This is a genomic window from Kitasatospora sp. NPDC022785 (genome assembly GCF_055561295.1).
Window position 1 is genome coordinate 433,219 of the sequence record NZ_JBVHHB010000001.1, and the last position, 11,950, is coordinate 445,168.

General features: G+C 74.7%; 16 protein-coding genes. 8 read left to right on the top strand and 8 right to left on the bottom strand.

Annotation, left to right across the window (positions count from 1 at the left end):
* Positions 1–2 precede the first annotated feature (2 nt).
* A complete protein-coding gene (gene zapE / locus ACZ3YO_RS01845) occupies positions 3–1,094 on the bottom strand; it encodes a cell division protein ZapE (RefSeq protein WP_465563480.1) in 1,092 nt (363 codons plus the stop codon).
* A 67-nt stretch (positions 1,095–1,161) separates the two neighbouring features.
* Complete coding sequence (locus ACZ3YO_RS01850; protein ID WP_465563482.1) at positions 1,162–1,719, bottom strand: MarR family winged helix-turn-helix transcriptional regulator; 558 nt, start codon at positions 1,717–1,719, stop codon at positions 1,162–1,164.
* Between the two features lie 62 nt (positions 1,720–1,781).
* On the opposite strand from ACZ3YO_RS01850, the gene ACZ3YO_RS01855 reads away from it, so the two are divergent.
* The 3 genes from ACZ3YO_RS01855 to ACZ3YO_RS01865 are packed head-to-tail and all read left to right on the top strand — an operon-like array spanning position 1,782 to position 3,639.
* Positions 1,782–2,423 carry an MBL fold metallo-hydrolase gene (locus ACZ3YO_RS01855; RefSeq protein WP_465563485.1) on the top strand — a complete coding sequence of 214 codons (642 nt, stop codon included), beginning with the start codon at positions 1,782–1,784 and terminating at the stop codon, positions 2,421–2,423.
* Positions 2,424–2,455: 32 nt separating this feature from the next.
* Positions 2,456–3,052 (top strand): dephospho-CoA kinase, encoded by a 597-nt coding sequence (gene coaE, locus ACZ3YO_RS01860; protein WP_465563488.1) that lies wholly within the window; start codon positions 2,456–2,458, stop codon positions 3,050–3,052.
* Positions 3,053–3,099: 47 nt separating this feature from the next.
* Positions 3,100–3,639, top strand: coding sequence for a GNAT family N-acetyltransferase (locus tag ACZ3YO_RS01865; protein ID WP_465563490.1), 540 nt, complete (start codon positions 3,100–3,102; stop codon positions 3,637–3,639).
* A gap of 36 nt (positions 3,640–3,675) precedes the next feature.
* Here ACZ3YO_RS01865 and ACZ3YO_RS01870 read toward each other — a convergent pair whose 3' ends face one another.
* Complete coding sequence (locus ACZ3YO_RS01870) at positions 3,676–4,428, bottom strand: CTP synthase C-terminal region-related (seleno)protein (protein WP_465563493.1); 753 nt, start codon at positions 4,426–4,428, stop codon at positions 3,676–3,678.
* Between the two features lie 76 nt (positions 4,429–4,504).
* Here ACZ3YO_RS01870 and ACZ3YO_RS01875 point away from each other — a divergent pair, with 76 nt between their 5' ends.
* Positions 4,505–5,386, top strand: coding sequence for a LysR family transcriptional regulator (locus ACZ3YO_RS01875; protein WP_465563496.1), 882 nt, complete (start codon positions 4,505–4,507; stop codon positions 5,384–5,386).
* 12 nt (positions 5,387–5,398) lie between these two features.
* On the opposite strand, the gene ACZ3YO_RS01880 is transcribed toward ACZ3YO_RS01875, so the two are convergent.
* The 4 genes from ACZ3YO_RS01880 to ACZ3YO_RS01895 all read right to left on the bottom strand — a co-directional run bounded on the left by ACZ3YO_RS01880 (position 5,399) and on the right by ACZ3YO_RS01895 (position 8,443).
* Entirely contained in the window at positions 5,399–5,815 is a 417-nt protein-coding gene (locus tag ACZ3YO_RS01880; RefSeq protein WP_465563499.1) for a hypothetical protein, read from the bottom strand.
* 148 nt (positions 5,816–5,963) lie between these two features.
* A complete protein-coding gene (locus ACZ3YO_RS01885) occupies positions 5,964–6,434 on the bottom strand; it encodes a hypothetical protein (protein WP_465563502.1) in 471 nt (156 codons plus the stop codon).
* A 361-nt stretch (positions 6,435–6,795) separates the two neighbouring features.
* Entirely contained in the window at positions 6,796–7,527 is a 732-nt protein-coding gene (locus ACZ3YO_RS01890) for a class I SAM-dependent methyltransferase (RefSeq protein ID WP_465563504.1), read from the bottom strand.
* 316 nt (positions 7,528–7,843) lie between these two features.
* Positions 7,844–8,443, bottom strand: a complete 600-nt coding sequence (locus ACZ3YO_RS01895) for a TetR/AcrR family transcriptional regulator (RefSeq protein ID WP_465563506.1) — start codon at positions 8,441–8,443, stop codon at positions 7,844–7,846.
* Positions 8,444–8,510: 67 nt separating this feature from the next.
* Here ACZ3YO_RS01895 and ACZ3YO_RS01900 point away from each other — a divergent pair, with 67 nt between their 5' ends.
* Together ACZ3YO_RS01900 and ACZ3YO_RS01905 are read left to right on the top strand one after the other, a co-directional pair.
* Entirely contained in the window at positions 8,511–8,951 is a 441-nt protein-coding gene (locus ACZ3YO_RS01900) for a DoxX family protein (protein ID WP_465563509.1), read from the top strand.
* Between the two features lie 210 nt (positions 8,952–9,161).
* Positions 9,162–9,704, top strand: a complete 543-nt coding sequence (locus ACZ3YO_RS01905) for a GNAT family N-acetyltransferase (protein ID WP_465563512.1) — start codon at positions 9,162–9,164, stop codon at positions 9,702–9,704.
* An 11-nt stretch (positions 9,705–9,715) separates the two neighbouring features.
* Here the strand turns inward: ACZ3YO_RS01905 and soxR are convergent, their stop codons facing one another.
* Positions 9,716–10,249 (bottom strand): redox-sensitive transcriptional activator SoxR, encoded by a 534-nt coding sequence (soxR, locus tag ACZ3YO_RS01910; protein ID WP_465563515.1) that lies wholly within the window; start codon positions 10,247–10,249, stop codon positions 9,716–9,718.
* Between the two features lie 55 nt (positions 10,250–10,304).
* Between soxR and ACZ3YO_RS01915 the strand changes: the two genes are divergently transcribed.
* Together ACZ3YO_RS01915 and ACZ3YO_RS01920 are read left to right on the top strand one after the other, a co-directional pair.
* Entirely contained in the window at positions 10,305–11,006 is a 702-nt protein-coding gene (locus ACZ3YO_RS01915) for a thiamine pyrophosphate-dependent enzyme (protein WP_465563518.1), read from the top strand.
* Between the two features lie 50 nt (positions 11,007–11,056).
* Positions 11,057–11,950, top strand: coding sequence for a transketolase family protein (locus ACZ3YO_RS01920; RefSeq protein ID WP_465563521.1), 894 nt, complete (start codon positions 11,057–11,059; stop codon positions 11,948–11,950).

An 11,950-nucleotide genomic window follows, 5' to 3' on the forward strand; every position in this document is an offset into this window, starting at 1 on the left:
GGTCAGCGGGCGGGATCGGTGGCCGGCTGCCGGAGGAGGGCGAGACGGCTGGCGGTGCGGTCGAGGTCGCGCTGCAGGGTGGAGCCGGCGGGGAGGCCGGCCATCGGGTCGGCGCCGATCAGGACCAGCCGCAGGTCGCGGTCGCAGCAGACGTCCACCAGGTTGGCGAAGCGCTGGCGGGCGTCGGGGGAGGCCTCGGTGAGCGGCGGGACGCCGTCGAGGACGAGGGTGGGGAAGCGGTCGGCCAGCGCGAGGTAGTCGGGCACGGCGGTGCGGCCCTCGCACAGCTCGGCGAAGCCGAACCAGGCCAGGTCGTCGCGGACCGCCCGGGCCGGCAGCTCGTGGTGGTGCACGGCCACCGGGGCGGCCTCCTCCGCCCGGGGCGGGGTGAGCCCGGCCGCGGCCTCGTCGCCGGGGTGCAGGAGGGCGCCGAGCGCGAAGCCCTGGGTGCCCTCCGGCCGGGGCCGGCGCCGGAAGTCGACCGGCCCGGAGACGTCGATGACGTCCATCCGCTCCTCGATCAGCCGGATCGTCGGCTCGAAGAGGTGGTGGTACAGCGGGTCTGGCATCAGGCCGGCGGGCGGGTAGTTGGACGTGGTGACGAGGGTGATCCGCCGGTCCAGCAGGGTGCGGAAGAGCCGGGCGACCAGCATCGCGTCGCCCGCGTCATGGGCGTGGAACTCGTCGAAGACGAGGATGCGGCAGTCGCCGAGCAGCTCGTCCACGGCCCGGTCCACCGCGGCTCCGTCCCCGTGCGGGCCGTCGGTGTGGTGGCCGTCCGTGTGGTGGGCGACGCCCTCGTGCAGCCGGCGGAAGAAGTCGTGGAAGTGCAGCCGCCGCTTGCGCGGGGTGGGCAGGCCGTCGAGGAAGGTGTCCACCAGCCAGCTCTTGCCGCGGCCGACCGGGCCCCAGAGGTAGAGGTGGCGCGGCGGGCGCCGCAGCCGCCAGGCCGGGTGGGCCAGCTCGCCGGCGAGCCGGCTGAGCCGCTCGACCGGGGGCTCCTGGGCGGGGTCGAGGGTGAACCCGCGCTGCCCGGCGGCGCGCAGGAAGTGCGCGCGCATCGACTCGTACTGTTTCCCCGCCCTGTCCGTCACGGTTCGGGACCCTAGCAGGGCGTCAGAACGCCGATGATCGCGGGGAGTTCTCTTTCCCTGCGGGCGGTCAGTGCAGACGGCGCAGCAGCTCGACGGCCGTGCGCAGGGTCTCCTGCTCCTCCGGGGTGAGGCGGGCCTCGATGGCGGTGGCGATCCGGGCCTCGCGGCGGGCGCGCTGTTCCTGCAGGGCGGCGCGGCCGGCGTCGGTGGGGGTGACGAGGAGCTTGCGGCCGTCGGTGGCGTGCGGTGTCTGGGTGACCAGGCCGGCCTCGGTGAGGAGGGTGACCGTGCGGGCCATCGACTGGTGCCGGACGCGCTGGTGGGTGGCCAGTTCGCTGACGGTGCGGGCGTGGGCGTCGCGGATCAGCAGGCCGAGGACGGCGGCCTGGTTCTGCGGCAGGGCGTCGCTGGTCCGCAGGGCGCGGACCAGTTCGCCGACGGCGGTGCGCAGGTCGGCGGCGAGTTCGAGGGTGTCCGGGTGCGGGGTTGGTGGTGCCTGCGGTGCGTGCGGTGGGTGTGGTGCCTGCGGTGAGTGTGATGCCTGCCGTGCAGGTGGTGCCTGCGGTGTGTGTGGCGCCGGCGGTGTGTGGGGCGCGTTCGGGGTCTGCGGTGCGTCGCTGGTCATGGGAGAAGCCTAGCGGCACAGTGTGCAGCAAAACTGCACAGCATTGCTGTATGTTTTGGGGCATGCGAATCACCAAGTTCGGACATGCCTGCGTACGCCTGGAGCACGAGGGCGCCACCGTCGTCGTCGACCCGGGCGTGTTCACCGACCCCGCCGCCCTCGCCGGCGCCGACGCGGTGCTGATCACCCACGAGCACGTCGACCACTTCGAGGAGGCCCGGCTGCGCGCCGCCCTGGAGGCCGATCCGGCGCTGCGGGTCTGGGCCAACGGCGCGGTCGCCGCGCAGCTCGACGGCGTGGCGCAGCGGGTGACGGTGGTCGGCGAGGGCGACGCCTTCGACGTCGGCGGGTTGGGCGTCTCCGTGCACGGCGAGTGGCACGCGGTGATCCACCCCGACATCCCGCGGGTGAAGAACATCGGGTTCCTCCTCGACGGCCGGCTCTTCCACCCCGGCGACGCGCTCACCGTGCCGCCGCACCGGGTGGAGACGCTGCTGCTGCCGATCGCCGGGCCGTGGACGAAGGTCTCCGAGCTGATCGACTACGTCCGGGAGGCGGCCCCGCGGCAGGCGGTGCCGGTCCATGACGCGGTGCTCAGCCCGGCCGGCCTGGCCGTGCACACCCGCCTCGTCGGCCCCGGCGGCCCGGGCACGGGGGTGGAGTTGCGGACGCTCGGCGAGGGCGAGAGCCTCGACCTGGGCTGACCGGGCGCCCCAGGCGCCGGTAGCCTGACGCCATGCTGAAGATCGGACTGACGGGCGGCATCGGCGCGGGCAAGAGCGAGGTGTCGCGGCTGTTCGCCGCCCATGGCGCGGTGCTCGTGGACTCGGACGTGATCGCCCGCGAGGTGGTCGCCCCCGGGACGGACGGGCTGAAGGCCGTGGTGGCCGAGTTCGGCTCCGGGGTGCTCCGGGCCGACGGCTCGTTGGACCGTCCCGCGCTCGGCGCGGTCGTCTTCGCCGACCCGGAGCGGCTGAAGGCCCTGAACGCCATCGTCCACCCGCTCGTCCGGGCCCGCTCCGCCGAGCTGGAGGCGGCGGCGGCCCCGGACGCGGTGGTGGTGCACGACGTCCCGCTGCTGGCCGAGAACGGGCTCGCCCCGCTGTACGACCTGGTGGTGGTGGTCGACGCCGAGGACGACGTCCGGATCGAGCGGCTGGTCCGGCTGCGCGGCATGGCCGAGGAGGAGGCCCGGGCCCGGATGGCCGCGCAGGCCACCCGGGCCGACCGCCTGGCCGTCGCCGACCTCGTGATCGACAACAGCGGCCCGCTGGAGGCGCTGGCCCCGCGGGTCGCCGAGGTCTGGGGCGAGCTGAAGGGTCGCCAGGGCTGACCGGTTCTGGCCTGTGCAAGGGCGGTCCGGAAGAGGATCATGACCGGGTGACTGATCATCCTGCCTCCGCAGCGCCCGTCGTGGTGCGCCTCGCCGACTACACCAAGGCCGACGTCGAAGGGATCCTCGGCGCCGGTGACGACCACTTCGGCGTCGCGTACACCGGTCTGAGCTGGTTGCCCAAGGACATCCACTTCGGCATCCATGCGGCGGACGGCCGCCTGGTCGCCCACACCGGCCTGCTGCGGCTGCCGCTCACGGTGGGCGGTGTCGACCTGGACGTGATGGGCGTCGGCGGGGTGGCCGTCGCCGCCGACGCCCGGGGCAGCGGCCTGGCGCGCGCGGTGGTGGGTGCGGCCCTGGACCACGCGCGGACGCTCGGCCCGCGGTACGCGCTGCTGTTCTGCCGGCAGCAGGTGTCCGGGCTCTACCGGAGGCTCGGCTTCCGGGAGTTGGCGGGGGACGTCCACGTGGAGCAGCCCGGTGGTCGGGTCGTGGTCATGCCGCTGCGGACCATGTGGACGCCGCTGCACGACGGTGCCGGCTGGCCGGAAGGGCCGGTGCGGCTGCGCTCGCTGCCGATGTGAGCCGGCGGCGGTCACTCCGCCCGGGCGGAGGCCCGATCACCGCGACGGCGTCGCGGGTGCCCCCTCGGTGGTGGTGCGCCGGCTGGTCGCGTGCTCGACGGCGGCTGCCGCCAGTGCGCGGACGACCGGGTGGGCGCGGGTGCCGTCGCCGGCCAGCTCCGGCTGGAACAGCGTGGCGAGGAAGAACGGGTGCCCGGGGAGTTCGAGTACCCGCAGGTCGCCGTCGTCGTCCAGGCCGCTGAACCGCAGCCCGTGCTCGCGCAGCCGGTCCAGGTACGCGGGGTTCAGGCCGTACCTGCAGTGGTAGCGCTCCAGCGTGCGGGTCGTCCCGAGGACGCGCTCGGCGAGCGATCCGGGGACGATCTCCACCGCGCCCTCGTGCCCGACCAGCGAGCAGCTGAGCGGCACGATCACCAGGTCGTCCTCGTCGGGGTGGCTCTCGCCGTGTGCGGCGCCGCCGATCCCGCAGACGGCGCGGGCGTACTCCAGGACGGCGTGCTGGAAACCGGCGCAGGTGCCGAGGAACGGGATGCCGTGCTCGCGGGCCGTCCGGACGGCGGCCACCGCGCCCGGCTCGCTGCGGTACGGGCTGCCGGGGAGCAGCCAGATCGCGTCGAAGCCGTCGAGGGCGGTGGTCGTTCCGGCGTCCTCGGTCGGGATCCAGTAGGCGTCCAGGACGAGCTGGTCGCGGGTGGCGAGTGCGTCGAGCAGCCCGGGGATGCGGGCGTGCGAGCGGATGGCGGGGGAGCGGTCGCCGACGAGGGCGATGCGGGGGGCGGGGTAGGTCATGCGGCTATCCTGACCGCGCGTTGGACATCAGCGCCAACGATGATTTCTGACCCGTCGATCAGAGGCTCTGATAACCGTGGATCCGCACCAGCTGCGCACCTTCGTCACCGTGGCCCGGCTGGGCTCCTTCTCCGAGGCGGCCCGCGAGCTCGGCTACACCCAGTCCGCCGTCTCCCAGCAGATCGCGGCCCTGGAGGCGGACCTCGGCGCCGGTCTGCTGGTGCGACGCCCGGTCGGCCCGACGGAGGCCGGCGTGCGGCTGTTGGAGCACGCCGTCCCGCTGCTGCTGCGGCTCGACGCGGCGCGTGCCGACGTCGCGCGCCTGGCCGGCGCCCCGAACACCCGTCTCCTGCTCGGCGCCAGCCCGCTGGCGGTCGGCGCGGCCCTGGGGGGCGCGCTCGCCGAGGTGCGCCGGGCGTACCCGGGGGTGGACCTCACCGTACGGGTGGTGGCCCAGGAGGCCCTGCCCGCCCTGGCCGCCACCGGTGAGGTGGACCTCGCCCTGATCGACGGCCTCGCCGCCCCCAGTGACCCGCTGCCGCTGCCGGACGTCGGCCCGCTCACCACCGTCGCCGTCGACGAGCAGCCGCTCGCCGTCGCCCTGTCCGCCGGTCACCCGTTGGCCGGCCACCCGGGCCTGGCCCTGGCCGACCTCTCCGCCGCCCGCTGGCTGGACGCCCCCGACATCGCTCCCGGCGCCGCCCGGCTGCGTGCCGCCACCGCCGTCGACGGCTTCCGGCCGGCCGCCCGGTACCTGGGCACGGACGTGCGCGGGCTGCTCGCCCTGGTCGCGGCCGGGCACGGGCCGGTCGTGCTGCCGGCCTCGGCGCTCGACGGTGCGGTGGGCGTCGCCGCGGTGCCCGTGCGGGAGCCGCGGCTGGTACACCGGACGGAGCTGGTGCACGGCAGCCTGCCCGAGGGGCCGGCGGCGCTGCTGGTGCGGCTGCTGCACGGCTGACGGCCCGGTGCCCTATCCGACGATCTCGGCGCCCTCGCAGCACGGCCCGTCGAGCTGATAGCAGAGGTAGCGCAGGCACCCGAGGCAGATCTCGATGTTCTCCATCCGCCAGGTGTCGCCGTGACAGGCGCAGACGGCGCGTTGGCGCAGCGTCATGTCCCAGCCGGAGCGGCCGCCGAGGGCGTCGTAGGCCTGCCCCAGGAAGGCCGATGTCGGCTCGCCGAGCCGCTCGCCCCGGCGTACGGCGTCCAACTGCCAGCAGTGGAGGGCGAAGAAGGCCCTGCCGTCCACCAGCCCGTCGGGGCTGCGGCCGCTTGCGTCCCAGGCCCGGGCCGCCGCCGCGACCCGTTCGGGGAACGGGAGGGTGCGGTCGAGGAGGAGGGAATTCCCTCCTGGTGCGGTGGAGTTCGGTATCCGGCCGGTCGTCATGGCGGCCCCCTTTCGGGGCTCACGGTAGGTCATCGCCCGTCTCGGGCGTCAATGCGGGGTGCCGGGCCGGCCCTCGGCCCTGCACCTCCGCGTCCCCCCGTCGGGGGTGCCGCCCGAGGCGCCGCGGTATGTCCGCGGAGACCTCCGCTCAGACAGCGGCGGCGGGGCCGGCCGTGGCCTTCCCGGCGGCGACCAGGGCCCGGAGCGAGGTGCGCTGGGCGTAGGCCATCAGGGAGACGGTGAGGGTGGCCATCACGACCGCGAAAGCGGCGTGGCCGAGGGTCGAGGTGACGCCGAAGCCGATCGCACCGAGGGCCAGGTGGCTGCCGAGGCGCAGGCCGAGCAGGGCGATGGCGATGTTGCGAGTGCTCTTGCCCCGCCAGAGCAGCGCGGCGAGCTTCAGCCGCGAGCGCAGCACGGTGAGGGAGACCGTGATGTTGACGGCGATCAGCGCGATCAGGGCGGGCCAGGCGGCGGGGAAGGCGTGCAGCAGGTCGAAGGCGCCGGCGATGACCCCTTCGAAGCCGAAGTACCAGGTGGGGAGCCGGAGTTCCGCGACGGTGGGGACCGGCTCGGGGGCGGTGGTGACGGTGTCGCTGGTGGCGGTGGTGGTGCTCATGGTGTTCCCCCGGGTCGTGGCCGCTGCCCGGCCTGCGCCGGTGATCACACTATGGCGGGTCGGCGGCGACCGCCGGAAGGATCTGACCTCACGTCTGTCGTATGACGGATGTCACGGCGCCGCCGGGTGCGGCCGGCCGGCGCGGGGTGCCGGGGGCGGCCGCTCTCCCCAAGCGGCGGCGGATGTCCGTGGACACGCTGCCCGCGCACGAGGCGGCGGTGCCCCGGCGAGGGTGCCGAACCGGTACCGATGAGCCATCGTGCCGCCTTCAGGCCAAGGTGATTCGGTGGCCATTCCGCACGGTACCGCCCCGCAGGCCCGGCCTGCGGGGCGGTACCGTGCGGTACGCGGCCGGCCGCGCCTACGCGCCGGGGCGCCGGAACAGCGCGCTGAGCAGCACGGGGATGCCGAAGAGCGGCGAGCCGGCCGGCTGCGGCTCCATCGGGCGGATCTCGACCTCGGTGAACTCCGAGAAGAGGTGACGCAGTTCGTCCGGCGTGTAGGCGAGACCGCCCTCCAGCCGGCCGTTGCGGTAGAGCTCCTCGTCTGGCAGTTCGGAGCCCATCGCCCCGGCGGCGAACGCGTTGACGACGAGGTGGCCGCCGGGCGCGAGGACCCGGTCGAGAAGGGCGAGGTAGCTGATCCGGCGGTGCGGCGGCAGATGGTGCAGGCAGCCCGAGTCGTACACCAGGTCGTACTGCCGGTGGGGGAGTTCGACGGCGAAGATGTTCCCGCAGTGGAACCGGACGTCGGCGCCGGCCTCGGCGGCCCGCTCCTGTGCCCAGGCGACCGCGGTGGGCGAGAGGTCGACGGCGTCCACCTCGAAGCCGCGCGAGGCGAGGTGGATGGCGTTGCGCCCCGGCCCGGCCCCGAGGTCCAGGACGCGGCCGGGCGTGGTGAGCAGGCCGCGGTCCAGGTAGGAGACGAGATTCTCGTCGGGCTTGGGGACGAAGAACGGCCGCCCGGCGGAACGGTCCGCGTAGAACTGGTCCCACCAGCCGGCGGCCCGGTCCGTCCACCGGTCGGCCTCCGGGGGGAAGAGTCGGTCCAGCAGGCGCAGAACGTCTTCGGTGGTACGGATGTCGCGGTGCACGCACAGCCCCCTTCACGGGCGGACGCCGTTCCGTCCGCTGCTGTGAATTCTAGTGACCACGGGGCAGGAAATCCCTGGTCAGAAGTGGTGTCCGGCCTGCCCGCAGGCCCCCGCCCGGCCCCTTCCGGACGCCGCCGGCCCCGACCCTCCGGGGGTGCCCCGTGCGTGGTCGCCGACCCCCGGGGAGGGCCGTCCAGGGGCCTTCGGGGGGCTCGGCGGCGACCGCCTTCCCGGTGGCCCGGATAACGCTTTCGCCACGGTGCGGGGGCGTGCCCGAGGGCGCGCCGCGGGAGGCCGGCCCGGCCGCTACCGGCCCTCAGCTCCGCTCGAACAGCATCCGGAGTACCGACCGGGCCAGCTCCTCCACGTCGCCGTCCGCGCTCTCCGGGAGTGCGCCGCTCAGCCAGAGGCCGGCGAAGCCGTGGGCCAGTGACCAGGCGGCGATCGTCGTGGCGCGGTCGGCCTCCTCACCGGGGGAGAGCTTGCGGGCGCTGGCCGCCAGGACGGCGCCCGCGCGCTTCTGCGCCGCCGCGAGGTCCAGGTCGTCCGCCCGGTACAGCTCCGGTCTGAACATCACCTCGAAGTAGGGCCGGTGGTCGACGGCGAACCGGACGTACGCCACGCCCGCCCCGTACGGATCGCCGGCCGCGCGCTCCAGGCTGTCCGCGAACTGCTCGAACCCCTCCGCGGCCACCGCGGTCAGCACCCCCGTCTTGTCCCCGAAGTGGTGCGCCGGCGCCGCGTGCGACACCCCCGCGCGCCGGGCCAGCTCGCGCAGGCTCCACCCGGACGCGCCGGACTCGCCGATGGCCTCCAGGGCCGCGTCCAGGACGGCGCGCCTCAGGTTCCCGTGGTGATAAGTCGGCTGGTTGATCGGTCCCGCCTCCGCTCTCGGTCGTTCCTCCTGTCCGTCCACTCTATCTAGACATTGACAAGATGGCGCGCGTGCCCCAATCTTGCCAGTGACAAGATTGGAGGCCGGGATGGTCCCGCTCATCGCTCTCCTCGGCGGCTTCGCCCTTCTTCGCCTGCTCGGCATCGTCGCCGTGGACGCCCTCGACGCCTGGCAGCCCGCCCTGCGCGGCGGCCTCGCGCTGATGTTCGTCGCCACCGGCGTGCCGCACTTCATCGCCTCCTGGCGGCGCGACTTCGTCGCGATGATCCCGCCGGCGCTGCCCCGGCCCGACCTGCTGGTCACCCTCACCGGCGTCCTGGAACTGGCCGCCGCCGCCGGGCTGCTCGTCCCGCCGCTCGCGCCGTTCGCCGCGGCCGGGCTGGCCCTGCTCATGCTCGCGATGTTCCCGGCCAACGTGCACGCGGCCCGCAGCGGACTCACGCTCGCCGGAAAGCCCGTGACGCCGCTGCCCGCCCGGACCGCCCTCCAGGTGGTCTTCGTCGCGGCCGCCGTCGCCGCGGCCCTCTGAACGGGCCGGGCGGCCGCACGGTCCTCGCCGCCCCCTCGCCGCCGGACCCGACCGGCGGCGAGGGGGCGGCGAGAGCCGTCGCGCCTGTGGGGGGAACCGGAGTGCCCCGGGGGGCGGGTGCGCCGGAGTACCCGGGGGCGCCCGCCACCGGCGTTGCGCGGGGCGGGCGTTGGGCCGCACCGGCCCCGGTCCGGTGGCTACAGTGGCCGGATGAGCGACGACCAGGTGAGCCTCCGTCCGATCTCCGAAGCCGACCTCGGGCCGCTCGAGCGGCTGCTCCTCGACCCCGGGGCGATCGGCGCGCTCCAGTGGTACGGCTGGTCCGACCCGGGCCGCCTGCGGCGGAAGTGGGCGGAGAACGGGCTGCTGGGGGCGGACCAGTCACAGCTCGCGGTGGAGTCCGGGGGCGGCCTGTGCGGGTTCGTCGCCTGGAGGGCGCGGGCGGTCGTGCCGGCGGCGCCCTACTGGAACATCGGCATCCAGCTCGTCCCGCAGGCGCGCGGCCGCGGCATCGGCACCGAGGCCCAACGCCTGCTGGTGGACTACCTGTTCGCGCACTCGCCGGTGGTCCGCCTGGAGGCCGACACCGAGACCGCCAACCGTGCCGAGCAGCGCGCCCTGGAGAAGTGCGGCTTCGCCCGTGAGGGCGTCCAGCGCAGCCTGGTCTTCCGCGACGGCCAGTGGCGCGACATCGTCCGCTACAGCCTGCTGCGCGGGGACGCCCGCCCGCCGGCTGCGTCCGGCACGCCGTAGGGCGCCGGCCGTCAGCAGGCGCGGGGGGCCTCGGAGGCCCCGGGGACCGGGCCGGGCTCGGGCCCGGTGGCGGGGTCGCGGGTGAGCAGGTAGCGGGCGCCGGAGCCGGCCGCGGCGGCGCGGTCGCCGGCGTTGTAGAGGGCGCAGCGGGTGAGGGAGAGGCAGCCGCAGCCGATGCAGCCGCTCAGTTTGGCCTTCAGGCGCTCGAGTTCGGCGATCTGCTCGTCGATGCGGCCCTGCCAGGACTCGGCGACACCGGCCCACTCGGCGCCGCTGGGGGCCGGGCGCTCGGGCAGGCGGTCCAGGGCGACCTTGGCCTCGTCGAGGGAGAGCCCGACCCGCTGGGCGGCCCGTACGAAGGCGACCCGGCGCAGGATGCCGCGGGTGTAGCGGCGCTGGCCGCCGGTGGTGCGGGTGGCGTGGATGAGACCGAGCTTCTCGTAGTAGCGCAGGGCGGAGGTGGCGAGGCCGCTGCGGTCGGAGAGTTGGCCGATGGTGAGCAGGTCGTGCCGGCTCGGTCCGGCGGAGGTCTCGGGTGCGGTCATGAGGTCAATGTACCGGCTTGACTTCAAGTCGACTTCAACATGCAGCATCGTGGCCATGACGACGAACACCCGTACCGAAGTCACCTTCGCGGACCTCCCGGGCCTGATGAGCCTGATGACCGGCGACGAGAAGCACGGCCCTGCCGCCACCTCCACGCTGGACGCCCTCTGGGTGCTCTACGACCGGGTGCTGCGGGTCACCCCGGCCACCGCCGAGGAGCAGGACCGTGACCGCTTCCTGCTCTCCAAGGGCCACGGCCCGATGGCCTACTACGCCGTACTCGCGGCCAAGGGCTTCCTCGACCCGGCGGTGCTCTCCAGCTTCGGCGCCTACGACTCGCCGCTCGGCCATCACCCGGACCGCACGCTGGTGCCCGGCGTGGAGATCGGCTCGGGCTCGCTGGGGCACGGCCTGCCGCTGGCGGTCGGCACCGCGCTCGGGCTGCGCGCCCAGGGGCTCGCCGACCCGGCGGTCTGGGTGCTGGTCGGGGACGCCGAGTTCGACGAGGGCTCCAACCACGAGGCGGTCGCCTTCGCCGGCGCGTCCGGACTGGACCGGCTGCACGTCGTCGTCATCGACAACTCCTCGGCCACGCACGGCTGGCAGGGCGGCATCGCGGCGCGCTTCGCCGCCGAGGGCTGGTCGGCCGAGACGGTGGACGGGCGTGACCACGCGGCGCTGTACGCGGCGTTCACCGCCGCACACCCGGGCCGTCCGCGCGCCGTGGTCGCCCGCGTCGAGCCCAAGAACTCCTGACGGCCGCCCGAGAACGCCTGACAACCTCCGAAGGACAAGGGACCAGACCGATGGACACCATGCGTGAGCGCTTCCTCGACGTGACCACCCGCATGCTGGACGACGACCCCCGGCTGGCCGTCGTGCTGGCCGACATCAGCGCGTCCGGCTTCGCGCCCGCCGCCGAGCGCCACCCCGACCGGGTGATCAACGTCGGGATCCGCGAGCAACTGCTGATCGGCGCCGCCGGCGGCCTGGCGCTCACCGGGATGCGGCCGATCGCCCACACCTTCGCCAGCTTCCTGATCGAACGCCCCTTCGAGCAGATCAAGTTGGACCTCGTCCACCAGGGAGTCGGCGCCGTCCTGGTGAGCGCCGCCGGCTCCTATGACTGGCCGTCCGGGGGCCGCACCCACATGTCGCCGGGTGACGTCGCACTGCTGGACACCCTGCCGGACTGGACGGTCCACGTGCCCGGCCACCCGGACGAGGCCGAGCGGCTGCTGCACCACGCCGTGGCGGACGGCGACCGCAACGTGTACGTGCGGCTCTCCGTGCACCAGAACGCCGCCGCGGTGCCGGTCGAACCGGGCCGGTTCACCACCCTGCGCACGGGGGCCAAGGGCGTGGTGCTGGCGGTCGGCCCGATGCTCGACGCCGTGCTGGCGGCCACCGAGAACCTGGACGTCACGGTGCTGTACGCGGCCACCGTGCGGCCGTTCGACGCGGCCGGGCTGCGCGAGGCCGCCGGCGGGCGGGCGGACGTGGTGCTCGTCGAGCCGTACCTGGCCGGGACCTCCGCCAACGAGGCGCACGCCGCGCTGAGCGACCGGCCGCACCGGGTGCTGGGCCTCGGCGTGCCGCGCGAGGAGCACCGGCACTACGGCTCGATCCCCGAGCACCTGGCCGCCTACGGTCTGGACGCGGCCTCGCTGCGGGAGCGGATCGCCACCTTCCTCTGGTGA

Coding starts and splice junctions, on each gene's coding strand:
- ACZ3YO_RS01850 (WP_465563482.1), bottom strand. CDS start 1,719: ATGACCAGCGACGCACCGCAGACCCCGAACGCGCCCCACACACCGCCG.
- ACZ3YO_RS01870 (WP_465563493.1), bottom strand. CDS start 4,428: ATGACCTACCCCGCCCCCCGCATCGCCCTCGTCGGCGACCGCTCCCCC.
- ACZ3YO_RS01855 (WP_465563485.1), top strand. CDS start 1,782: ATGCGAATCACCAAGTTCGGACATGCCTGCGTACGCCTGGAGCACGAG.
- ACZ3YO_RS01915 (WP_465563518.1), top strand. CDS start 10,305: ATGACGACGAACACCCGTACCGAAGTCACCTTCGCGGACCTCCCGGGC.
- ACZ3YO_RS01900 (WP_465563509.1), top strand. CDS start 8,511: ATGGTCCCGCTCATCGCTCTCCTCGGCGGCTTCGCCCTTCTTCGCCTG.
- ACZ3YO_RS01885 (WP_465563502.1), bottom strand. CDS start 6,434: ATGAGCACCACCACCGCCACCAGCGACACCGTCACCACCGCCCCCGAG.
- ACZ3YO_RS01920 (WP_465563521.1), top strand. CDS start 11,057: ATGGACACCATGCGTGAGCGCTTCCTCGACGTGACCACCCGCATGCTG.
- ACZ3YO_RS01905 (WP_465563512.1), top strand. CDS start 9,162: ATGAGCGACGACCAGGTGAGCCTCCGTCCGATCTCCGAAGCCGACCTC.
- coaE (WP_465563488.1), top strand. CDS start 2,456: ATGCTGAAGATCGGACTGACGGGCGGCATCGGCGCGGGCAAGAGCGAG.
- soxR (WP_465563515.1), bottom strand. CDS start 10,249: ATGACCGCACCCGAGACCTCCGCCGGACCGAGCCGGCACGACCTGCTC.
- ACZ3YO_RS01880 (WP_465563499.1), bottom strand. CDS start 5,815: ATGACGACCGGCCGGATACCGAACTCCACCGCACCAGGAGGGAATTCC.